Raw genomic sequence first — 21,274 nt, forward strand, 5'->3', positions numbered from 1 at the left:
CGATGAGCGCCGCAGCAGACGCCCGGACCCGCCCCTTCGCGGAGGCGCTGAAAGACGCCCAAGGCCGTATCACCGCACATATGGAGATGCGGCTGGCGGGCAGCGATGAGCTGCACACCGCGATGCGTTACGCCATCACCGGCGGCAAGATGCTGCGCGGCTTCCTGGTGCTGGAAAGCGCCCGTTTGCACGGGGTCGCGGCAGAGGCCGCCATCGAGGCTGCACTTGCCATCGAATGCATCCATGCCTACTCGCTGGTTCATGACGATCTGCCCTGCATGGACGACGACGATCTGCGCCGCGGCCAGCCCACCGTGCACCGCAAATGGGACGAGGCGATGGCGGTTCTGGCAGGCGACAGCCTGCAAACCTTCGCCTTCGAGCTGCTGGCGGACCCCAAGATCGGGCCCCATGCGCTGACCCTGATCCGCGGGCTGGCGCAATCCTCCGGCAAGGACGGCATGGTGTCAGGGCAGATGCTGGACATTGCGGCAGAAACCGCCGGCGCGCCGCTGACGCTGGAACAGATCACCCTGCTGCAGGGCCGCAAGACCGGCTGCCTGATCGAATGGTCCGCCACCGCCGGCGCAGTACTGGCCGGTGACAACCCCGCCCCGCTGCGGCAATACGCACGCGCCCTGGGCCTTGCTTTCCAAATCGCCGACGACATCTTGGATGTCGAAGGGGACGCCGCCAAGGTTGGCAAGGCCGTGCGCAAGGATGCCGATGCCGGTAAGGCAACTTTTGTCTCCTTGCTGGGGCTGGCAGAGGCAAAAGCCCGCGCACAGTCGCTTTGCGATGAAGCCTGCGCCGCACTATCCCCCTATGAAGCAGACGCCGCAACCTTGAAGGAAGCCGCGCGTTTCGTTATTGCGCGCGACAGCTAACCCCGCGCCACGACCCTCAAGGCGCAGCCCAAGGAGACACCATGTCCGACCGGCCCAAGACCCCGCTTCTGGACCAGATCACGCGCCCCGCGGATCTGAAGGGGCTGACGGATGCGCAGCTGGTGCAGGTGGCCCACGAGCTGCGGCAGGAAACCATTTCCGCGGTTTCCGTCACCGGCGGCCACTTGGGCGCAGGCCTCGGCGTGGTGGAGCTGACCACCGCCTTGCACGCGGTTTTCGACACGCCGCGGGACAAGGTGATCTGGGACGTCTCCCACCAGTGCTACCCGCACAAAATCCTGACCGGGCGCCGCGACCGCATCCGCACCCTGCGGATGAAGGACGGGCTCAGCGGGTTCACCAAACGCTCCGAGTCGCCTTATGACCCGTTCGGCGCCGCCCACAGCTCGACGTCGATCAGCGCCGCATTGGGGTTTGCCGTGGCGCGCGACCTTGGCGGTGTAATCCCCGAGGGCAACGGCGACGCCATCGCGGTGATCGGCGACGGTTCGATGTCGGCAGGCATGGCCTTTGAGGCGATGAACAACGCAGGCCACCTGGGCAAGCGGCTGTTCGTGATCCTCAATGACAACGAGATGTCTATCGCCCCGCCGGTGGGCGCGCTGTCCTCCTACCTCTCCCGCCTTTATGCCGGTGAGCCGTTCCAGGAGCTGAAGGCCGCCGCCAAGGGCGCGGTCTCGCTGCTGCCGGAACCCTTCCGCGAAGGCGCCAAGCGCGCCAAAGATATGATTAAGGGCATGGCCGTCGGCGGCACGATGTTCGAAGCACTCGGCTTCTCCTACCTCGGCCCGATCGACGGCCATGACATGGATCAGCTGCTGCCGGTCCTGCGCACGGTGAAGGCCCGCGCCACCGGTCCAATCCTGATCCACGTCCTCACCAAGAAGGGCAAGGGCTACGGCCCGGCTGAGCGCGCCCGCGACAAGGGCCACGCTACCGCCAAGTTCGACATGGTGACCGGCGAGCAGAAGAAAGCCCCCTCCAACGCGCCCTCATATACGTCGGTCTTCGGGAATGAGCTGGTGAAGCTGGCCGCCAAGGACGACAAGATTTGCGCCGTCACCGCGGCGATGCCCGATGGCACCGGCCTCAGCCTGATGGCAGAACGCTACCCCTCGCGCTGCTTTGACGTCGGAATTGCCGAGCAGCACGGCGTCACCTTTGCAGCAGCACTGGCGGCCGGCGGCATGAAGCCGTTTTGCGCGATGTATTCCACCTTCCTGCAGCGCGGCTATGACCAGGTGGTGCATGACGTGGCGATCCAGCGCCTGCCGGTGCGCTTTGCCATCGACCGCGCGGGGCTGGTCGGCGCCGATGGCGCCACCCATGCCGGCAGTTTCGACATTGCCTTCATGGCCAACCTGCCCGGCATGGTGGTGATGGCCGCCGCGGATGAGGCCGAACTTACCCATATGGTCGCCACCGCCGCGGCATATGACGACGGTCCCATTGCCTTCCGCTACCCGCGCGGCGAGGGCGAAGGCGTCGAGATGCCGGAAACCCCGGAAGTTCTGGAAATCGGCAAGGGCCGGATGATCCAAGCCGGCAAACGTGTCGCCCTCCTCTCCTTCGGCACCCGCCTGGGTGAAGTCAAAAAGGCCGCCGAAGCGCTGGCCGCCAAGGGCATCACGCCAACCATCGCCGATGCCCGCTTTGCCAAACCGCTGGACCGCAATCTGATCCTGCAGCTGGCCGCGGATCACGAGGCGCTGATCACCATCGAGGAGGGCGCGGTGGGCGGTTTCGGCTCCCACGTGGCGCAGCTTCTGGCCGAGGAAGGCGTGTTCGACAGCGGCCTCAAGTACCGCTCCATGGTGCTGCCCGACACCTTCATCGACCAGGCCAGCCCGGCAGACATGTATGAGATCGCGGCCATGAACGCGCCGCAGATCGAGGCCAAGGTTCTGGACGTGCTGGGTGTGGCGACAATCAGCGAGAAGCGGGCCTAATTCCCGGCGACTTCAGACCGGGGCCCGCCTGGCCGTACCCGTTCAACGCATTCACACCCCCGGCGGCTGCGCCGGCGGCACAAAGCTCTCCATATCCTCGGCCTCCAGCACCGCCCGCAGCCCCTCGCGGTAGGTGGGATATAGCAGCTCCACTCCCAGCTCGTCCTTGATCCGGCGGTTCCTGACCCGCTTGTTCTCGCCATAGAAACTGCGCGCCATCGGCGTCATGCCGGCTTCGTCAAAGGGCACCTCGGCCGGCACCGGCAGGCCCAGCAGCTCTGCCGCATGGCCCAGCACATCCTGCGGCGGGGCCGGGTCATCGTCGCAGACGTTGTAGATGGCACCGGGGCGCGGCTGCGCGATGGAGGCGGCCAGCACCTGGGCAATGTCGTCCACATGGATGCGGGAAAACACCTGCCCCGGCTTGATGATCCGCCGCGCCTTGCCCGCCATCAGCTTGGCAAAGGGGCCGCGGCCGGGGCCATAAATGCCGGCCAAGCGGAAGATATGCAGCGGCAGGCCGGGGACAGCCTGCCATTGCGCCTCTGCCCTGGCCCGCCAGTCGCCGCGCTCGCTTGACGGCGTCATCGGCGTGTCCTCATCCACCCAGGCGCCGTCGCGGTGGCCGTAGACGGCGGTGGTCGACAAATACCCTACCCATTCAAGGCCCGGGGCCGCGGTGATCTCGTCACCCATCGCAGCCAGCACCGGATCGCCGTCCGCAGCGGGGCCGATCGAATTCAGGACATGCGTCACGCCGTCCAGCGGCACCGTCTGGCCAGGCCAGGTGATCATCTCCACGCCTTCAGCCGCCACCGGCTCACGCGAGGTGCCAATGACACGCCAGCCGTCCGCCAGCAGGCGCGGCGCAAGCGCCCGGGCGGTATAGCCAAATCCAAGACAAAGCAGCGTTTTTCCCATGGTTCCTAGATGCGTCGCCACAGCCCGGGGCGCAAGGGTTGATTCGAATCTCCGCAACGACTTTGATGGCCCGATGAAAAAACAACCACCCGGATTGTCTGATGCCTATGGGTTGAGCACGCCTGAGGATTCCCGGCGGCTTTATGCGGACTGGGCCGGCACCTACGATCAGGATTTCGCCGCCGGGCAGGATTACCTGCTGCCCGGATTGACAGCCAAGGCTTTTGCCGCCGCCGGGGGAGAAGGTCCGGTTCTGGACGCGGGCGCGGGCACCGGACTCTGCGGCCAGGCGCTGCGGGCGCTTGGGGTCGAGCCTGTGGACGCCACCGACATCAGCGCCGCCATGCTGGCCGAGGCGCTGCGCAAGGACGCCTACCGCGACGTGATAGAGGCCGACCTGCTGGAGGGCATCCCGGTGCCGCGCGGCTCCTACCGCGGCGTGGTGTCTTCGGGCACTTTCACCCACGGCCACCTGGGCCCTGAGGTGCTGCCCTCCCTGCTGCGCGTGGCTGCGCCCGGTGCCTGGTTTGCCTTGTCGGTGAATGCCAGGTTCTACGAAAAGGCAGGGTTTGCCGAAGCCTTTGACCGGCTGCTGCGCGGTCAATGGATCAAGAGCCTCACCCTGCCGGAGCTGCGCATTTATGGCTCGCGGGCCACCGGGGCTCACAAGGACGACACCGCGCTGATTGCTCTGTTCCAGAAAGTTTAGAATGCCCCGCCAGCGCAGGGTCAAGGGAGGCGCAGCCTCCGTGCGGCACGCGCGGCTTGCCCTTGAGGCTGTGCTGGCGGATGACACAATCGATCAGGCTGCTTTAGGAGCAAACCTGCTCCTAAAGAGCTTCTCAGCGAAAGGAAAACGCCGCGCAAAGCGCGGCGCCGGGCCCAACTGTGCAGGGGCATCTTTGGATGCCCCGCAGCAGGCGGGAGAACCTCGTCAGCGGCCTTTCCAGACCGGATCGCGTTTTTCGGCAAAGGCGCGGGCGCCTTCCAGGTTGTCCTCGGAGCCGTAAAGCACATCCACCGTCTTGAGCTGGCGCTGCGTGATGCGGTTCATCGCATCCTGGAACTTGCTGTCCTCGGCATCGCGCACGATTTCCTTGATCGCCGCATAGACCAGCGGCGGACCGGAGGCGAGCAGCCTTGCCAGCTCCCAGGCACGGTCCATCAGCTGATCCGCAGGAACGATCTCATTCACCAGCCCCCAGCGGTTGGCCTCCTCGGCATCAAACCAGCGGCCAGTCAGCAGCAGTTCCATGGCGATATGGTAAGGAATGCGCTTGGGCAGCTTCACGCTGGCCGCGTCCGCCACCGTGCCGGAGCGGATCTCCGGCAGCGCAAAGGTCGCGTGACCGGCGGCAATGATCATGTCCGCCGACAGCGCCAGCTCCAGCCCGCCGCCGCAGGCGATGCCGTTCACCGCAGCGATCACCGGCTTGTTCATATCGCGCAGTTCCTGCAGCCCGCCAAAGCCGCCGACGCCGTAATCGCCATCCACCGCATCGCCGTCCGCCGCGGCCTTCAGGTCCCAGCCGGGGCAAAAGAACTTCTCGCCGCCGCCGGTCAGGATCGCCACCCGCAGCTCCGGATCATCGCGGAAGCCGCGGAACACCTCGCCCATCACCCGGCTGGTGGCCAGATCGATGGCGTTGGCCTTGGGCCGGTCCAGCGTCACTTCCAGAATGGCGCCGTCGCGGCGGGTTTTCACGGGGCTTTCACTCATGTCGTCTCCTCCTGGCATTTGGCATGCCGTTCTGTTTCAGGGCCGAAGCCTCAGTATTTCCGGCGCATCAGCGCGTCTGCCGCCACCGCATCCGAAGGGGTGCAAAGAAGCGGGTTGATCTCGATCTCCTCAAGCCCCAGCGCGTTCTCCATCACGTAGGCTTCAACTGCGCGGATGGCGCGCAGGATTGCCTCCCGGTCTGCCGCCGGGGCGCCGCGGTAGCCGTCCAGCAGTTTGGAGACGCGCAGCGACTGGAGCGCGGCTTCGATCTCCGCTTCTGAGGCCGGCAGCAGGAAGGACGCGCTGTCCTCCATCAGTTCGGTCAGGGTGCCGCCCGCCGCCAGGGTCATGACAAACCCATGCGCCGGGTCCTTGACGACGCCGATCAGCAGTTCGGCCACCGCTCCGGTGACCATTTCCTCCACCAGGAAGCGCTCCGCAGGCATGTTGAAGGCTGCATCGCTCACCTCCTGGCCTGAGTTCAGGTTCAGCGCCACTGCCCCTGCTTCGGTCTTATGCGCGACGCCTTCGCCTTTCAGAACCACCGGGAAGCCGACATCCACCGCCACCGCGCGGGCGTTGGTGGCCGAAGCCGCCCGTTTGGAGCGCGGAGTGCGCAGCCCATAGCTGGCAAGCTGCCATTTGGCTTCGGCTTCCGGCACCAGATCAGGCTCCACAACCGGCGTCGGCAGCAGCAGCGGCGCAGGCGCTTCCGGCAGCGGCAGGCTGGCCGCCTCACAGGCGGCAACCGCTTCGCTGAGACCGCAGAAGGGCACGACGCCGGCCTCCATCAGCCGGGCCGCCACATCCTCAGGCAGCAGTTCCGGCAGGGTTGCCACCAGACCGACGTTGGCGCCAGTCCGCTCGCGCGAGCCGATGGCCGCCTGAATGGCGCATTCCCAGTCAGAGGCATCGCAGCGGTCGTCACGCGGGAAATCCACAATCAGCATGGTCATTGCCAGTTGCGGATCCATCATCGCCGAGAACGCCTTGGTCATCGCCTCGGTATCGCGCCAGATATAGGTGTGGTAGTCGAGCGGATTTGCCAGCGCCACCATCGGGCCCAGCGCGTCGCGCAGGTCCGTTTTTTGGCGCGCGTTCAGGGGCGGAAACTCCACCTTCCGTGCATGGCCGGTATCCGCCGCCAGGCTTGCCTCCCCGCCGGAGCAGCTGATGGTTGCAATGCGGTTCGAGGGCAGCCGCCCCGCCGCATGCAACAGCTTCAGCGTCTCCAAGAAGGACGGCAGGTCATCCAGACGCGGAATGCCAAGGCGTGAGAGCAAAGCCCCGGCCCCCGCGTCGCCGCCTGCAAGCGAGGCGGTATGAGAAACAGTTGCGGCCTGGGCCTCGGCCGATTTGCCAACCTTCAGCGCAATGACCGGCTTGCCCAGTTCGCGGGCACGGGCGGCCAGCGCCTCAAAAGCGCGCAGATCGCCAAAGCCCTCGATGTGCAGGCCCAGCGCGGTGACGCGGTCGTCTTCCAGCAGCGCCTCGCCAATTGCGGCAATGCCGGACTGCGCCTGATTGCCGGCAGTCACCACATAAGCCAGCGGCAGGCCGCGCTTCTGCATGGTCAGGTTGATGGCAATGTTGGAACTTTGGGTGACCAGCGCCACGCCCTTCTCCGCCCGCTGGCCGCCATGCTGGTCCGGCCACAGCAGCGCGCCGTCCAGATAGTTGATGAAGCCATAGCAGTTGGGGCCAAGGAAGGGCATCTCGCCCGCCGCTTCCAAGAGCTGCGCCTGCAGGTCCGCGCCTTCGGCATCCTCGGCCGCAGCCTCCAGGAAGCCGGAGGCAAAGCACACCGCACCGCCGGCACCGCGCGCCGACAGCGCCCGCACCACTTCGATAGTGGCAAAGCGGTTCACCCCGATGAACGCCGCATCAGGCGCCTCCGGCAGGCTGTCCGCATCCTTGTACGCAGGCAGGCCCGCGACCTCTTCGGCCTTGGGGTGGACGGGCCAGATGATGCCCTGAAACCCCATCTTCTGGCATTGCTCGATCACCAGACGGCACCATGCGCCGCCGCCAATCACAGCAATGGTTTTCGGGCGGAAAAGCCTGTTTAGAGACTGCATTTGATCTTATTCACCGGTCTTGCCGCGGTCCAGATGGCCGAGGTCTTGTTCAGGATTGATCCGGTCGCGCACGCGGGTTTTCAGCTCTTTCACATCAGGAAAGCCGCCGTCCCGTTTGCGTTCCCAGACCAGCTCCTTATCAACATGGATCTCAAAGATCCCGCCCAAATCTCCGGGAACCAGTGTCACCCCGCCCAATTGGTCCTGGAAGGTTTGCAGCAGCTCCTGCGCCATCCAGCCGGCCCGCAGCAGCCAGTTGCAGCCGATGCAGTAGGTAATGGTAACTACGGGTTTCCCGGTCTGGGTCATGGATCAGCCTCCGACGGCGCGCAGCATCTCGCGGCTGATGATGTGCCGCTGGATTTCACTGGTGCCTTCCCAGATACGCTCCACCCGCGCGTCGCGCCAGATGCGTTCCAGCGGCAGCTCGTCCATCAGGCCCATGCCGCCGTGAATCTGGATCGCCTCGTCGGCGACAAAGGCCAGCATCTCGGTTGCTTTCAGCTTGGCCATTGACATGTCGCTTTCGGTGACGGTGCCCTGGTCGAACTTCCAGCCGGCTTCCCAGGTCAAGAGATTCGCCGCCTTCAGCTCCAGCGCCATGTCGGCCAGCTTGAAGGAAATGCCCTGGAACTTGCCGATCTGCTGGCCGAACTGCTTGCGCTCTGCGGCGTATTCGATTGAGTGCTGCAGCGCCCGTTCGGCGCGGCCCAGGCAGGTGGCGGCCACTTGCAGGCGGGTGGCACCCAGCCAGGTGTTGGCCACCTCGAACCCCTTGTCGACCTCGCCCAGAATGGCCGAGGACGGCAGGCGGCAGTCGTCGAATTCCAGCACCGCATTGGTGTAGCCGCGGTGGCTGACGTTGCCGTAGCCGTCGCGCACCTCGAAACCGGGCGTGCCCTTGTCGACAAAGAAGGCGGTGATCTTCTTCTTTGGCCCGCGCGGCGTGTCCTCAACCCCGGTTGCCATGAAGCAGATGGCAAAATCGGCGATGTCCGCGTGGCTGATGAAATGCTTGGTGCCGTTCAGGATCCAGTCGTCGCCGTCCTTGCGCGCGGTGGCCTTCATGCCGCGCAGGTCGGAGCCCGCGTCCGGCTCAGTCATCGCCAGGCAGTCCCATTTCTCGCCCTTCATGCAGGGGAACAGGTACTTCTCTTTCTGCTCCTCAGTGCCTGCCAGCAAAATATTCGAGGGGCGCGCAACTCCGGTCCAGTGCAGCGCGTAATTGGCGCGGCCCAGTTCCTTTTCATACATCAGCCAGGTCAGGGTATCGAGGCCCGCACCGCCCACTTCCTCGGGCATGTTGGCCGCGTAAAGCCCCGCTTCCATCGCCTTTTTCTGCACCTCACGGATCACGTCCATGTCCAGTTGGCCGGTGCGCTCGATCTCCGCCTCATGCGGATACAGCTCCTTTTCCACAAAGGCGCGGGTGGTTTCGACGATCATCGACTGTTCTTCGGTCATCCCGAACTGCATGGCGGTCTTCCTCTGCAAATCTGTTGCGGATCAGATTACGCCGCTTGCACACGCCCATCATGCGGGAATAGAAATAATCATGCGAAGTTGGACAAAAGATGCCGCTGCGGCGCAGCAATTGGATGTGCTGCTGTTCGATGCGTTTTCGGCCCATTGCCTGGCCAACACGGTGGAGCCGTTGCGTGCCGCCAACACATTCGCCGGGCGGCAAGTCTATACTTGGCGGTTCCTGACGCTAGACGGCGGGGCGGCGGTGTCGTCGTCAGGCATGGAGGTGCGGGCGCATGGGAAACTGGGCGATTGCAGCGGCGATCTGCTGATTGCAATGCCGTCTTATGACTTCCTACGCCATGCCAGCGTGGCCACCGCCCGCGCGCTGAAATCCGCTGCCCGCCGCTACAAGGGACTGGCGGGGTTTGACACCGGCGCCTGGCTGCTGGCGCAGGCCGGGCTGCTGGACGGGCGGCGCGCCACCATCCACTGGGAAGAGCTGGGCCGTTTCACCGAGGCTTTCCCCGAGGTTCAGGCCGAGCGCGCACGGCAGGTCCGGGACGGCGACCGCATCACCTGCACCGGCGCGCTGGCGGCCTTTGACACCATGATGGAGCTGATCGGCGATCAGCATGGCGCCGCGCTGCGTCTGGAGGTGGCGACGCTGTTCATGGCGCCCGAGGCAACAGAAACACAGGATCCGATCCTGGTGCGCGGCAAATCGGTTGCCCGCGCGGTGGCGGTGATGCAGGCCAATCTGGAGGCGCCCCTGCCCATCGCAGCCGTGGCAAAGAAAGCGGGCCGCAGCCAGAAGGACCTGGAGGCGCGGATGAAGGGTGAACTGGGGGCAACGCCGCAGGCGGTCTACCGGCGGCTGCGTCTGATACAGGCCAGAAAGCTCGTGTTAGAGACTGTTCTGAGCGTTTCCGAGATTGCCCTGCGCTGCGGCTATGACGACCCGAGCGCGCTGACCCGGGCTTTCAAGGCGGAGTTCGGAACCACCCCGCGCAGCTTGCGCAGCAGCGGCTAGGCCTGTTTGGCTGCCATCCACTGGTTCAGCCGCCATAGCCCCCAGGCCAGCGGGATCGCGGCCAGGCCGCCGATCACATAAGCCAGCGGCTCATCCGCGAAGGATTCGAACATCTGCGTATAGGCGTGGATCGCGGCAAAGGTCAGGGCTGCATTGAACAGCCCGCGCTGGTGCCGCTGCGCCGCCCAGAAGATCACCGCCGCCAGCACGGCTGCCCAAAGCACGGAGTAGACGTTTTCGGAGATGAACAGCGCGCTGTCGCGGAAGGCATCGCGCGCGGCGGCATAGGCCTCCCAGTCCTGGTAGCCATCGCTGTAGCGGCCCGGCCCCCAGACGGATTCGCCCACCACGTCCCCCCACAGCGAGCCGACCAGCGCGCAAAGGTTTGCGACCACAAACCCCAATATCGCTAGAATGCGCAGATGCCGGGCATCGCGCTCCGCCAGCCGGGAGGCACCCCAGACACAGAGCACGATCAGCAGCACCATCTGCAGGATCGTCAGCGTCGATTCCGGCGAATAGAACACATAGGCCGCGTGGAAATAGCTGGTGCCGGTCTCCAGCATCTGGGCAAAGGGCGCAATTGCCAGCGCGGTGACAAACCGCACGTCCACCTGCCAGCCGGCCAGCGCCAGCGCCGCCGCATAGTAAAGCAGCGCCAAGTTCCGCAGCGGTGAGCCGATGCCGTATTGCTGCAGCAGCAGTTCGATCCCGGCCAGATGCATCGCCAGCCCCATCAGCAGGATCGCCCCCAGCACAAAGCCCGCAGACCAAGCCCCGTGACGCCAGCGCCAGGTGCAGATCAGCGCCACCAGCGCGCCGGCAGGCAGCATCACCCAGCCGGCGACGTCCTCGTATTTGTCTACCAGTTCGATCCCGGCGCCGCCCATCAGCATGCCTGCGCCGATCAGCGTGGCGGAATTGCCGAACATCCGCAGCATTTCGCCGCCGCGCGCCAGAACCGCCAGCCCGCCGCCCAGCATCAGAATGCCGGTGACCGCTACCGCAAGCGGATCCGCCAGCCAGAAGATGAACCCAGCGGTGGCGGCGATAATCCCGAAACACAGGATCGCATTGACCGCCAGCGACACCATCACCTCGCGCGAGCGCGCCTCGATGGTGCGGGCCTGAACCGGGGTCAGCACCCCTTCCTCGACCAGCGCGGTTGTATCGGCAATGGCATGCATCTGCGGTCCCTCGCGGCATCAATACGGGTCCGCCCAGCATGGACCGGCCTGCCGCGCGGCGAAAGGGGAGGATTTCCCGCCGCTTACCCCTTGGGCCGGCTTGGCACCCAGGCGTAGCCGTTTTCACACAGAATATAAGCCTCCCGCAGGCCATGCGGCTTGTCTGTGGGCACTTGCAGAATGGTGCACCCTGCCGCCTCCGCCCGCGCCACGGCCTCATCCGGGTCGCTGTCATACAGGCGGATCTCGATCCCGGCCCCGCGCGGCGGGTTTTCCGGCAGCAGCCCCAGCAGCGGATTTTCCGCATAGGTGCCGTCGCTGTGCAGTTGAAAGACCTGCCCGCCGTAGGTGACGATGGCAAAATCCCGCGTCACCTGATGGCCTTTCATCGCAAAAACAGTCTCTAAGAAGGCAACTTCTGCCGGCACATCCCGCACCAGCAGATTGATCCCGATCCCGCGCAGGGAGCGTCCGAAATTGTCCGCATCTGCCTGTCCATAATCCATGCGGCCCAGTCTTCCCCTGATTCCGCCCTGCCGCAATCCCAAATGCGCCAGCCTTCGGCGCCTTTCCACCGCAGGCATGAAGCTTTGATGGCAATGCAAGCAATCCGCTTGCCTTCCCGCCCGCAATCGGAACAATTGGACTATGTCAGATAACATTTTCCCGAGCTGGCCCGACACCGCCCCGCAATTGATCGAAGTAGCCGCAGGCCGCGCGCCGGCCGACACGGTGATCCGGCAGGGCATTTGGGTCAACGTCCACACCCGCGAACAGCTGCCGGACCATGACATTGCGATCAAGGCCGGCCGCATCGCCTATGTCGGGCCGGATGCCTCCTATTGCACCGGGCCGGAGACGCAGATCATCGAGGCAAACGGCCGTTACATGATCCCGGGCCTGTGCGACGCCCACATGCATATCGAGAGCGGCATGCTGACGCCGGCGGAATTCGCCCGCGCAGTGATCCCGCATGGCACCACCTCGATGTTCACCGACCCGCATGAGATCGCCAACGTGCTGGGTCTGGACGGGGTGCGCTATATGCATGACGAGGCGCTGATGCAGCCCGTCAACATTTTCACCCAGATGCCCAGCTGCGCGCCCTCAGCACCGGGACTGGAGACCACCGGTTATGAAATCTCTGCCGAAGATGTGGCAGAGGCGATGAATTGGCCGGGCATCATCGGCCTGGGTGAGATGATGAACTTTCCCGGCGTTGCCAACGCCGACCCCAAGATGCTGGCCGAGATCGCGGCTACCCAGCGCGCGGGCAAAACCGTAGGCGGCCATTATGCCTCCCCCGACCTTGGCCCGGATTTCGCCGCCTATGTGGCCGCCGGCCCGGCGGACGATCACGAGGGCACCTGCGAAGCCGACGCCATCGCCCGGGTGCGCCAGGGGATGCGGTCGATGATGCGGCTCGGCTCTGCCTGGTATGACGTCGAAAGCCAGATCACCGCAGTGACGGAAAAGGGGCTGGATCCGCGCAACTTCATCCTCTGCACCGATGACTGCCACTCCGGCACGCTGGTCAATGACGGTCACATGAACCGGGTGGTGCGCCACGCCATTGCCTGCGGCTGCGACCCGGTGATTGCCCTGCAGATGGCGACCATCAATACCGCCGCCCATTTCGGGCTGGAGCGGGAGATCGGCTCCATCACCCCCGGCCGCCGCGCCGATGTGATCCTGACCTCCGATTTGCGCGAACTGCCGATCGAGGTGGTGATCGCCCGCGGCCGGATCGTCGCGGAATCCGGCTCTATCAAGGTAGATTGCCCGCATTACGACTGGCCCGCCAGCGCCCGCGGCACCGTGCATCTGGGTCATGAGCTGACAGCGCAGGATTTCGAACTGGCCGCGCCGGAGGGCGCCAATGCCGTCACTGCCAATGTGATCGGCGTTGTCGAAAACCAGGCCCCGACCAAGGCGCTGCAGGCAGAGCTGCCTGTGGTGGACGGTCTGGTCGAGGGCAGCGGCGATGTCTGCCAGATCGCCCTGGTCGAGCGCCACCGCGCCACCGGCGGCGTCACCAACGCCTTTGTCTCGGGCTTCGGCTATCAGGGCAAGATGGCAATGGCCTCCACCGTGGCGCATGACAGCCACCATATGATTGTTGTCGGCACCGACCGCGAGCAGATGGCGATGGCGGCCAACCGGCTGGCCCAGGTGGGCGGCGGCATCACCCTCTATAAGGACGGGCAGGAGCTGGCGCTGGTCGAGCTGCCGATTGCCGGCCTTATGTCCGACAGCCCCGCCACCGAGGTTGCCGCCAAGGCGCAGGTGATGATGGAAGCGATGCAGGCCTGCGGCTGCGCGCTCAATAATGCCTACATGCAGCACTCGCTCCTGGCGCTGGTGGTGATCCCGGAACTCAGGATCTCCGACCTTGGCCTTGTCGATGTGCGCACTTTCCAGAAAATCCCGGTGATCGAGCCTGCCCAATGATAACAACAAAACACCCCGGCCATCCGCCGGACGAAAGCTTCAATGACGCCACCGAGGCCGTGGACCGGCTGGAGCTGCTGTACCGGCAGGCCACCGGTTTCATCTGCGAGGAATTCACCCGCGCCATGGCCGACGGGGCGCCGGACAATCAGCGCATCCGGGCCTATTACCCGGAAATCCGCTTCTCCACCCTGACCTTCGCCCAGGTGGACAGCCGGCTCAGCTTCGGCCATGTCTCGGCCCCCGGCACCTATGCCACCACGGTGACGCGGCCGGACCTGTTTCGCAATTACCTGATCCAGCAGATTTCCCTCCTGATCCGCAATCACGGCCAGCCGGTGACCATCGGCGTTTCGGACACCCCGATCCCGGTGCATTTCGCGGTTGCCTCGCGCCCGGATCTGACCGTGCCGCAGGACGGCGCGGCCGGCTTTACCCTGCGCGACGTGTTTGACGTGCCGGACCTGTCGACCACCAACGACGACATCGTCAACGGCACCCACCAGCCCGCCAACGGCACCGGCCCGCTGTCGCTTTTCACCGCCCAGCGCATTGACTACTCGCTGGCGCGGCTGACCCACTACACCGCCACCAGCGCCGAGCATTTCCAGAACCATGTTCTGTTCACCAACTACCAGTTCTACGTGGCGGAGTTCGAAGCCTACGCCCGCGCCCAGCTGGCGGATCCGGACAGCGGCTATTCCAGCTTTGTCAGCACCGGCGACCACGAGATCACCGATCCCTCGGCCGTGATCCCCGAGGCCGGAAAGCTGCCGCAGATGCCCACCTACCATCTCAAGCGGGAGGACGGGAACGGCATCACCCTGGTCAACATCGGCGTCGGCCCCTCCAATGCCAAGACCGCGACCGACCACATCGCTGTGCTGCGGCCGCACGCCTGGCTGATGGTCGGCCATTGCGCGGGCCTCAGGAACACCCAGGCGCTGGGGGATTTCGTGCTGGCGCATGGCTACCTGCGCGAGGATCATGTGCTGGATGACGACCTGCCGATCTGGACCCCGATCCCGGCGCTGGCGGAAATCCAGGTCGCGCTGGAGGAGGCGGTGGCAGAGATCACCGAATACGAAGGGTTCGACCTCAAACGGATCATGCGCACCGGCACCGTCGCCACCATCGACAACCGCAACTGGGAGCTGCGCGACCAATCCGGCCCGGTGCAGCGGCTGTCCCAGTCCCGCGCCATTGCGCTGGACATGGAAAGCGCCACCATCGCCGCCAACGGCTACCGCTTCAGGGTGCCCTACGGCACGCTTCTGTGCGTTTCGGACAAGCCGCTGCATGGTGAACTGAAGCTGCCGGGCATGGCGTCGGACTTCTACCGGACCCAGGTTGCACGCCATCTGCAAATCGGCATAAGAGCCATGGAACGCTTGCGCGGCATGCCTTTGGAGCGCCTGCACAGCCGGAAATTGCGCTCGTTCGACGAAACAGCCTTCCTGTAAGGCCGATTTTTGCGGATTTCCTAGAAAAAATGCCCATTTTTGCCTGCGCTGAGCACACAAGAAGTTGTGTTGTCCAACAACATAACGATAATGTCACGCGATGAGGCCCCACAGTTCGGGCAGCTTTAAGGAGACGAAGAATGTCCAAACCGATGACCAAAACCCAGCTTGTTGCCGCTCTGGCAGAGGAAATGGGCAGCGACAAGAAAGTCGCAGGTTCCGCCCTGGAAGCGGTCTGCTCGCTGATCACCCGCGAAGTGTCGGGCGGCGGCGCAGTGACTCTGCCGGGCGTCGGCAAGATCTACTGCCGCGAGCGCCCCGAGCGCGAAGTGCGCAACCCGGCAACCGGTGAGAAGTTCACCAAGGAAGCCGACAAGGTCGTGAAAATGACCATCGCCAAAGCGCTGAAGGACAGCGTGAACGGCTGATACCGGACCTGATCCGGACAGTTACAGGGCTGCCCCTCGCGGGCGGCCCTTTTCTTTTGCCCCGCGCAGCCTGCGCCGACAGTTCGGCCGCCAGCGCAGCGTTCCCGATTGCCAAACCGGGCACAGAGGCGCAGGCTGAGGTCAAAGCACAAGGGAGCCGCGCCATGGAGAACGTCAATCTGCTGCTGATCCTGGGTGCGGCGCTGCTGGCCGGCGCCAGCCCCGGCCCCGCGACCCTGACCATTGCCGGCACCGCCATGCAACGCGGCCGCGCTGCCGGGCTGGCACTGGCAGCCGGGGTCAGCAGCGGCTCGCTGATCTGGTCGGTCTCTGCCGCCTTCGGCCTGGGTGCCGTGATGCTGGCCAATGCTTGGATGTTCGAGGTGGTCCGCTATTTCGGCGCGGCCTACCTGATGTATCTTGCCATCCGCTCCGCCCGCTCTGCCCTGCGTTCCGGCGCCCCGGAACTGCGCCCTTCCTCAGCCGCATCGCTGCGCGCCGCCTATGCCAAGGGGCTGGCGCTGCATCTGACCAACCCCAAGGCGGTTCTGTTCTTCGGCTCGCTCTATGCCATCGGCATCCCGCCCGGAACAGAACCGTCGGTGCTGCTGGTGGTGATCGCTGCCATCGCGGTGCAAAGCACGCTGATCTTCCACGGCTACGCGATCCTGTTCTCCAGCGCCGCCGCGAGCCGCATCTACATCCGCCTGCGCCGCGGGTTCGAGGCCCTGTTTGCCGCCGCCTTCGGCGCCGCCAGCTGGCAGATCTTTGCAGCCCGCCTCAGCTGACAGGGCTTGAACCCGCCGCCCGCTTCCCCGAAGGTCCGCCGCAGCAGAAAGGGTAGGGACAATGGACGCACGCGCAATTGCCATGGGGCTGGCCTTTGCCCTGATGTGGTCCTCGGCCTTCACCTCGGCCCGGATCATCGTGCAGGACGCATCGCCGCTGTTCTCGCTTGCGGTGCGTTTCCTGATCTCCGGCCTGATCGGCGTCGCCATCGCCCGCGCCCTGGGCCAGACCTGGCGGCTGACGCCGGGCCAGTGGCGCGCCACGGTGATTTTCGGGATCTGCCAGAACGCGCTCTACCTCGGCCTCAACTTCGTCGCCATGCAATGGATCGAGGCCTCCCTGGCCGCCATCATCGCCTCTACTATGCCGCTGCTGGTGGCGCTGGCCGGCTGGATGCTGTTCGGCGAGCGGCTGCGCCCCCTGGGCTATGCCGGGCTGGCGGCGGGCATCCTGGGGGTTGCCCTGATCATGGGCACCCGTCTCAGCGCCGGGGTGGACCTCTTGGGTGTTGGCCTCTGCGTCATTGGCGTGCTGGCGCTGACCGCCGCAACCCTCGCCCTGCGCGGCGCCACCTCCGGCGGCAATTTCATGATGGTGGTCGGGCTGCAAATGCTGATCGGCTCTGCCATCCTGTTTGTGGCCGCACCGCTGAGTGAGGACATCTTTGTCAATCCAACTTGGCAGCTAGCGGCGGCTTTCACCTACACCACCATCGTGCCTGGGCTGATGGCGACCTTCATCTGGGTGCTGCTCCTGAACCGCATCGGCGCGGTGCGCGCGGCCACCTTCCATTTCCTGAACCCGGTGTTCGGCGTCGCCGTCGCCAGCGTGCTGCTGGGCGAAAAACTGGGCCCGCTCGATCTGCTCGGCGTTGCCATCGTCACCGGCGGCATTTTGGCCGTGCAACTGGCCCGGCAACCCGCGCATCCGCAATCGGAACTCTCCCGCGCGGCAAAACCGGGCTGACGCCCGTCCCCGCCCCTTGGGCCCGGCGCCGCTGCCGCGGCGCGGCCCCGTTGCAAGTCCTTGGGTTTCCGCCTTAACCTGAAGCACCAAGACCCAACAGGAGGACAAGGGCATGAGCGCGCAACTATCCCAGGTGCTGGACGCCATCGACGCCGCCAACGCCAAGGACCCCAACCTGGAAGACGGCCAGCCCGCCGCGCTGCTTTACGGCCAGCGGATGAGCGCAGAGCAGGCCCGCCTGTTCCCGGACGCCTCCGAGACGCTGCAGATCGCCGCCCGCGGCCAGCATGTGGAGCGCTGGAAGCTGGAACGCAGCGCCTTCCCCGAAGGCCGCGCCGGCTACCTCGCCTGGCGCAAGGCCGAGGCAGAGCACCACGCCGAAGTCGTCACCGCGCTGATGCAGGACGCAGGCTACGGCGCAGAAGACGTGGACGCCGCCGCAAAGATGCTGCGCAAGGAAGGCATCAAGCGCGACGACCAGGTGCAGGCGCTGGAGGACATCATCTGCTTTGTCTTCCTGAAATGGTACTTTGAGCCTTTTGCCGCCAAGCACCCGGCGGACAAGGTGCAGCGCATTGTCGAAAAGACCGCCCGCAAGATGTCGGCAGAGGCCCGCACCCGGGTGCTGGGCGAATTCACCCTGCCCGCGGAGCTGGCTGGCGCCTTCGCCGCCTGACCGGCACCCGCTACACGGCTTTGCGAGCCGCCTGTAACAGGGCTTTGCATTTCAGCACCCAGACCCCATGTTCTGCACCAAACGCGAACAGGCGGGAGGACACCATGACCAAATACTTCAAGAACCCGGACGCCGTTGCAGCGCTGTCGGAGGAAGAGTTCTATGTGACCCAGAACGCGGGCACCGAACGCCCCGGCACCGGCAAACTGCTTTATAACAAAGAGCCGGGCATCTATGTCGACATCGTCTCGGGCGAGCCGCTGTTTGCCTCCTCCGACAAGTATGAATCCGGCTGCGGCTGGCCCAGTTTCACCAAGCCGATCGAATCCGCGCATATCCAGGAGCTGGAGGACCGCAGCCTCGGCATGATCCGCACCGAGGTCCGCTCCACCCATGGCGACAGCCACCTGGGCCACGTGTTCCCGGACGGGCCGATGGACCGCGGCGGCCTGCGCTACTGCATCAACTCTGCCTCGCTGCGGTTTGTCCATCTGGACGACATGGAGGCCGAGGGCTATGGCGCCTACATCAACCAAGTGGAGGTCGTGAAATGAGCACCACCGAACGCGCCGTCCTGGCAGGCGGCTGTTTCTGGGGCATGCAGGAGCTGATCCGCAAGCGCCCCGGCGTCATCAGCACCCGCGTCGGCTATACCGGCGGCGACGTGCCCAATGCCACCTACCGGAACCATGGCACCCATGCCGAGGGGATCGAGATCATTTTTGACCCCGCCGTCACCTCCTTCCGGGAGATTCTGGAATTCTTCTTCCAGATCCATGACCCGACCACCCTGAACCGCCAAGGCAACGACCTGGGGATGAGCTACCGCTCGGCGATCTACTACGCGGACGAAACCCAGAAGGCCGTGGCCGAAGACACCATCGCCGATGTCAACGCTTCCGGCCTCTGGCCTGGCAAGGTGGTCACCGAGCTGGAGCCTGTGGGCGACTTCTGGGAGGCTGAGCCAGAGCATCAGGACTACCTGCAGCGGCTTCCGAACGGCTACACCTGCCATTTCGCACGGCCCGACTGGGTTCTGCCCAAGCGCGATGCCGCTGCAGAATAGGCTCTAACAAGGCATTCAATGCCCCGCTGCACTCCGGCGGGGCGTTTCAAATATCAGATCCGCAGCAACCATCCGTGCTTCATCTGGCCAAAAATATCCCCGCCATAAGCAGCGGGTTTTCCCTGAAAACCCGCTTGCTGAAACCGGCCTAGGCGTGCGCCACCCGCGGCCGCCCGCTGGCTTCCACCGTAAGCGTGCCCTCGACAAACACCTCCCGCGACTCCACCTGCGCGGTGCGGATATCCCGCTCCACATGCACATGGATATCCTCGGCACCGGCTTCCTCTGCTGCGCCGCGGGCCTCCCCTGCCAGCGCCGCCTCCAGTGCTGCCAGCGCCTCGTCCGAGGCCTGGTAATCCACCGGCCCGCTCTCCAGGTGCACCCGGAATTTGCCCTCGGAAGGCGAGGTCACGGTGCCGCTGCGCCGCATGGTGACGCGCCCCACCACAGCGCCGATAGCATTGGCCACACCGGCATGTTCCGGCAGGATCATGTTGCAGTGCAGCCGCTCCCCCACCGCGGGGTAATAGCTGGGTGCAGAGGCACCCAGCCCCACCACATCCACATTCAGCGCCGCATCCAGCGCCAGCAGCCCGCGGTGTTTCGCCAGCCCGCGCCGCATCAGAACATGCCGCGCCAGTTGATCCGCGGGCAGGCCAAAATCTTCGGCTTCCTCGGCAAAAGCAGACTCTAACAAGGTCAAAGCGGTCTGTTCGGTCAGCTGATCAATGATCATCTGCGCCAGCGTTTCCGCATCTTTTGCCACCATATCGCCGCTGCCCACCCGGCGGCGGGCAAACAGCGTCAGCGCCTTCTCTGCCGCCTCGCGGTCCCAGGCATCCGCGCGGCCCAGCACATGGCTGGCATCCGAGGGCGTCACGCCGGAGACCTGCACCAGCCCGCGGTCCACCAGCCGGCCCAGCGAGCCATGCTCCATCCGGGTGCGCAGGATCTGGCCCAGCGGGTGCACCTGCATCCCGATCCGCGCCAGCAGCCCGGCCTCGCGCTCGCTGAGGCCCGCCACCGGCACCCCCGGCACCGCCCGCACAAAACGCCCGTCAAACTCGCCCACCGTGGAATTGCGCAGCTGCTCATCCAGCGCCGCATGCACCACTTCGGGCGCGTCGGTGGCAATCAACGAGACCGGCACCACCCGCCGCGGCCCCAGGGTCAGCCCGCCGGACAGCCCGCTGGTGTTCAGATGCACCTGGCTGTCACCACCCAGGCCCGTGGTGCGCATCGCCACCGCCTCCACCATGGTGCGGAACGCCCCGACCCGGGCACCTGCGGGGTCAATCGCGGGCTTGCCATCCTTGATCAGCGCCACATCCGTCGTGGTGCCGCCGATGTCGCTGACCAGCGCGTGATCCGCCCCGGTCATCCAGCGCGCCCCCACGATCGACGCCGCCGGGCCCGACAGGATGGTCTCGATCGGCCGCTCCCGCGCCTGCTCGCCGCTCATCAGCGCGCCGTCGCCGCGCACCACCATCATCGGCGCCTCGATCCCCAGATCGCGCAGCGTGTCCTGCGCCCGCCCGATCAGCCGGTCGATCATGCCGATGAGACGGGCATTCAGCACCGCTGTCACCGCCCGCTTGGGCCCGTTCAGCTTGGCCGACAGCTGATGCGAGCAGGTGGTCGGCGCGCCGGTCATCTCGTGAATGACCCGCGCCGCTTCCATCTCATGCGCCGGGTTACGGGTCGCAAAGACCCCGGCCACGGCAAAACCCGTCACCCCCTGGCCTTCAGTGCGCAGGAACATCTCCAGCGCCTCCGTGTCCAGGGGCGCTGCCTCGCTGCCCGCGTGGGTGTGGCCCCCGCCGATCACCAGCGCCGGATCACCCTTCAGCGCGTCCCGCAGCCCGTGCCGGTCCAGATCATCCTCTTTAAAGCCAATGTAGATCAGCGCCACCCGGCCGCCTTGGCCCTCGACCAGCGCATTGGTCGCCAAAGTGGTGGAGAGCGCCGCCAGCGACACCTCCTGCGGCTTCACCCTGGACTGTTCCAGCACCGCCCGGATCGCGCCGCCAACGCCAATCGCCAAATCCTGGCGCGTGGTCAGCGACTTGGCCGAGGCGATCACCTCTTTCTCGTCGCGGATCAGCACCGCATCGGTATAGGTTCCGCCCGTGTCCACTCCCAGCAGCAACGCCATGCCCAGCCCTCTCAAACTCT

The 21,274-nt window shown here is 65.5% G+C and carries 20 protein-coding genes; 12 read left to right on the forward strand and 8 right to left on the reverse strand.

The genetic code is table 11. The features are described from left to right. The first annotated feature begins 2 nt into the window (after positions 1-2). Entirely contained in the window at positions 3-887 is an 885-nt protein-coding gene (locus KUW17_RS05830; RefSeq protein WP_222476738.1) for a polyprenyl synthetase family protein, read from the forward strand. A 41-nt stretch (positions 888-928) separates the two neighbouring features. After that, a complete protein-coding gene (dxs, locus tag KUW17_RS05835) occupies positions 929-2,857 on the forward strand; it encodes a 1-deoxy-D-xylulose-5-phosphate synthase (RefSeq protein WP_222476739.1) in 1,929 nt (642 codons plus the stop codon). A gap of 51 nt (positions 2,858-2,908) precedes the next feature. Here dxs and KUW17_RS05840 read toward each other — a convergent pair whose 3' ends face one another. Beyond that, positions 2,909-3,778 (reverse strand): SDR family oxidoreductase, encoded by an 870-nt coding sequence (locus KUW17_RS05840; RefSeq protein ID WP_222476741.1) that lies wholly within the window; start codon positions 3,776-3,778, stop codon positions 2,909-2,911. 73 nt (positions 3,779-3,851) lie between these two features. On the opposite strand from KUW17_RS05840, the gene KUW17_RS05845 reads away from it, so the two are divergent. Continuing rightward, entirely contained in the window at positions 3,852-4,487 is a 636-nt protein-coding gene (locus tag KUW17_RS05845) for a class I SAM-dependent DNA methyltransferase (RefSeq protein WP_222476742.1), read from the forward strand. Positions 4,488-4,712: 225 nt separating this feature from the next. Here KUW17_RS05845 and KUW17_RS05850 read toward each other — a convergent pair whose 3' ends face one another. The 4 genes from KUW17_RS05850 to KUW17_RS05865 are packed head-to-tail and all read right to left on the reverse strand — an operon-like array spanning position 4,713 to position 9,052. Then, entirely contained in the window at positions 4,713-5,498 is a 786-nt protein-coding gene (locus KUW17_RS05850; RefSeq protein ID WP_222476744.1) for a carnitinyl-CoA dehydratase, read from the reverse strand. A 50-nt stretch (positions 5,499-5,548) separates the two neighbouring features. Next, a complete protein-coding gene (locus tag KUW17_RS05855; protein WP_222476746.1) occupies positions 5,549-7,576 on the reverse strand; it encodes an acetate--CoA ligase family protein in 2,028 nt (675 codons plus the stop codon). Between the two features lie 6 nt (positions 7,577-7,582). Next, positions 7,583-7,885 (reverse strand): SelT/SelW/SelH family protein, encoded by a 303-nt coding sequence (locus KUW17_RS05860; protein WP_039147503.1) that lies wholly within the window; start codon positions 7,883-7,885, stop codon positions 7,583-7,585. Between the two features lie 3 nt (positions 7,886-7,888). After that, positions 7,889-9,052 (reverse strand): acyl-CoA dehydrogenase family protein, encoded by a 1,164-nt coding sequence (locus KUW17_RS05865; protein WP_222476748.1) that lies wholly within the window; start codon positions 9,050-9,052, stop codon positions 7,889-7,891. Positions 9,053-9,131: 79 nt separating this feature from the next. Between KUW17_RS05865 and KUW17_RS05870 the strand changes: the two genes are divergently transcribed. Next, positions 9,132-10,073, forward strand: a complete 942-nt coding sequence (locus KUW17_RS05870; protein ID WP_222476750.1) for a GlxA family transcriptional regulator — start codon at positions 9,132-9,134, stop codon at positions 10,071-10,073. Here the strand turns inward: KUW17_RS05870 and KUW17_RS05875 are convergent. Together KUW17_RS05875 and KUW17_RS05880 are read right to left on the reverse strand one after the other, a co-directional pair. Continuing rightward, positions 10,070-11,260 (reverse strand): hypothetical protein, encoded by a 1,191-nt coding sequence (locus tag KUW17_RS05875; protein WP_222476751.1) that lies wholly within the window; start codon positions 11,258-11,260, stop codon positions 10,070-10,072. The genes KUW17_RS05870 and KUW17_RS05875 overlap by 4 nt on opposite strands. A gap of 83 nt (positions 11,261-11,343) precedes the next feature. Further along, on the reverse strand, positions 11,344-11,766 hold the full coding sequence (locus KUW17_RS05880; RefSeq protein WP_222476754.1) for a VOC family protein: 423 nt from the start codon (positions 11,764-11,766) through the stop codon (positions 11,344-11,346). Positions 11,767-11,908: 142 nt separating this feature from the next. On the opposite strand from KUW17_RS05880, the gene ade reads away from it, so the two are divergent. The 8 genes from ade to msrA all read left to right on the forward strand — a co-directional run bounded on the left by ade (position 11,909) and on the right by msrA (position 19,099). Then, positions 11,909-13,711 (forward strand): adenine deaminase, encoded by a 1,803-nt coding sequence (ade, locus tag KUW17_RS05885; protein WP_222476756.1) that lies wholly within the window; start codon positions 11,909-11,911, stop codon positions 13,709-13,711. Continuing rightward, positions 13,708-15,174, forward strand: a complete 1,467-nt coding sequence (locus KUW17_RS05890) for an AMP nucleosidase (RefSeq protein WP_222476758.1) — start codon at positions 13,708-13,710, stop codon at positions 15,172-15,174. The genes ade and KUW17_RS05890 overlap by 4 nt, the downstream gene beginning before the upstream one ends. A gap of 140 nt (positions 15,175-15,314) precedes the next feature. Next, positions 15,315-15,602, forward strand: coding sequence for an HU family DNA-binding protein (locus KUW17_RS05895; RefSeq protein ID WP_019297532.1), 288 nt, complete (start codon positions 15,315-15,317; stop codon positions 15,600-15,602). Between the two features lie 164 nt (positions 15,603-15,766). Continuing rightward, the gene (locus KUW17_RS05900; RefSeq protein ID WP_222476762.1) at positions 15,767-16,390 is read left to right on the forward strand and encodes a LysE family transporter; all 624 of its coding nucleotides are present in this window, start codon (positions 15,767-15,769) and stop codon (positions 16,388-16,390) included. 61 nt (positions 16,391-16,451) lie between these two features. Continuing rightward, a complete protein-coding gene (locus tag KUW17_RS05905; protein ID WP_222476763.1) occupies positions 16,452-17,357 on the forward strand; it encodes a DMT family transporter in 906 nt (301 codons plus the stop codon). Positions 17,358-17,469: 112 nt separating this feature from the next. Continuing rightward, positions 17,470-18,033, forward strand: a complete 564-nt coding sequence (locus KUW17_RS05910; RefSeq protein ID WP_222476764.1) for a DUF4202 domain-containing protein — start codon at positions 17,470-17,472, stop codon at positions 18,031-18,033. Between the two features lie 104 nt (positions 18,034-18,137). Further along, a complete protein-coding gene (msrB, locus tag KUW17_RS05915) occupies positions 18,138-18,587 on the forward strand; it encodes a peptide-methionine (R)-S-oxide reductase MsrB (RefSeq protein WP_174145171.1) in 450 nt (149 codons plus the stop codon). Further along, complete coding sequence (msrA, locus tag KUW17_RS05920) at positions 18,584-19,099, forward strand: peptide-methionine (S)-S-oxide reductase MsrA (protein WP_222476766.1); 516 nt, start codon at positions 18,584-18,586, stop codon at positions 19,097-19,099. Before msrB ends, msrA begins: the two co-directional genes overlap by 4 nt. Before the next feature lie 148 nt (positions 19,100-19,247). On the opposite strand, the gene KUW17_RS05925 is transcribed toward msrA, so the two are convergent. Next, complete coding sequence (locus KUW17_RS05925) at positions 19,248-21,254, reverse strand: hydantoinase/oxoprolinase family protein (RefSeq protein ID WP_222476768.1); 2,007 nt, start codon at positions 21,252-21,254, stop codon at positions 19,248-19,250. Between the last annotated feature and the right edge of the window lie 20 nt (positions 21,255-21,274).

This window comes from Leisingera aquaemixtae, assembly GCF_019801145.1.
GTDB lineage: Bacteria > Pseudomonadota > Alphaproteobacteria > Rhodobacterales > Rhodobacteraceae > Leisingera > Leisingera aquaemixtae_A.

Coding starts and splice junctions, on each gene's coding strand:
- KUW17_RS05830 (WP_222476738.1), top strand. CDS start 3: ATGAGCGCCGCAGCAGACGCCCGGACCCGCCCCTTCGCGGAGGCGCTG.
- dxs (WP_222476739.1), top strand. CDS start 929: ATGTCCGACCGGCCCAAGACCCCGCTTCTGGACCAGATCACGCGCCCC.
- KUW17_RS05840 (WP_222476741.1), bottom strand. CDS start 3,778: ATGGGAAAAACGCTGCTTTGTCTTGGATTTGGCTATACCGCCCGGGCG.
- KUW17_RS05845 (WP_222476742.1), top strand. CDS start 3,852: ATGAAAAAACAACCACCCGGATTGTCTGATGCCTATGGGTTGAGCACG.
- KUW17_RS05850 (WP_222476744.1), bottom strand. CDS start 5,498: ATGAGTGAAAGCCCCGTGAAAACCCGCCGCGACGGCGCCATTCTGGAA.
- KUW17_RS05855 (WP_222476746.1), bottom strand. CDS start 7,576: ATGCAGTCTCTAAACAGGCTTTTCCGCCCGAAAACCATTGCTGTGATT.
- KUW17_RS05860 (WP_039147503.1), bottom strand. CDS start 7,885: ATGACCCAGACCGGGAAACCCGTAGTTACCATTACCTACTGCATCGGC.
- KUW17_RS05865 (WP_222476748.1), bottom strand. CDS start 9,052: ATGCAGTTCGGGATGACCGAAGAACAGTCGATGATCGTCGAAACCACC.
- KUW17_RS05870 (WP_222476750.1), top strand. CDS start 9,132: ATGCGAAGTTGGACAAAAGATGCCGCTGCGGCGCAGCAATTGGATGTG.
- KUW17_RS05875 (WP_222476751.1), bottom strand. CDS start 11,260: ATGCATGCCATTGCCGATACAACCGCGCTGGTCGAGGAAGGGGTGCTG.
- KUW17_RS05880 (WP_222476754.1), bottom strand. CDS start 11,766: ATGGATTATGGACAGGCAGATGCGGACAATTTCGGACGCTCCCTGCGC.
- ade (WP_222476756.1), top strand. CDS start 11,909: ATGTCAGATAACATTTTCCCGAGCTGGCCCGACACCGCCCCGCAATTG.
- KUW17_RS05890 (WP_222476758.1), top strand. CDS start 13,708: ATGATAACAACAAAACACCCCGGCCATCCGCCGGACGAAAGCTTCAAT.
- KUW17_RS05895 (WP_019297532.1), top strand. CDS start 15,315: ATGTCCAAACCGATGACCAAAACCCAGCTTGTTGCCGCTCTGGCAGAG.
- KUW17_RS05900 (WP_222476762.1), top strand. CDS start 15,767: ATGGAGAACGTCAATCTGCTGCTGATCCTGGGTGCGGCGCTGCTGGCC.
- KUW17_RS05905 (WP_222476763.1), top strand. CDS start 16,452: ATGGACGCACGCGCAATTGCCATGGGGCTGGCCTTTGCCCTGATGTGG.
- KUW17_RS05910 (WP_222476764.1), top strand. CDS start 17,470: ATGAGCGCGCAACTATCCCAGGTGCTGGACGCCATCGACGCCGCCAAC.
- msrB (WP_174145171.1), top strand. CDS start 18,138: ATGACCAAATACTTCAAGAACCCGGACGCCGTTGCAGCGCTGTCGGAG.
- msrA (WP_222476766.1), top strand. CDS start 18,584: ATGAGCACCACCGAACGCGCCGTCCTGGCAGGCGGCTGTTTCTGGGGC.
- KUW17_RS05925 (WP_222476768.1), bottom strand. CDS start 21,254: ATGGCGTTGCTGCTGGGAGTGGACACGGGCGGAACCTATACCGATGCG.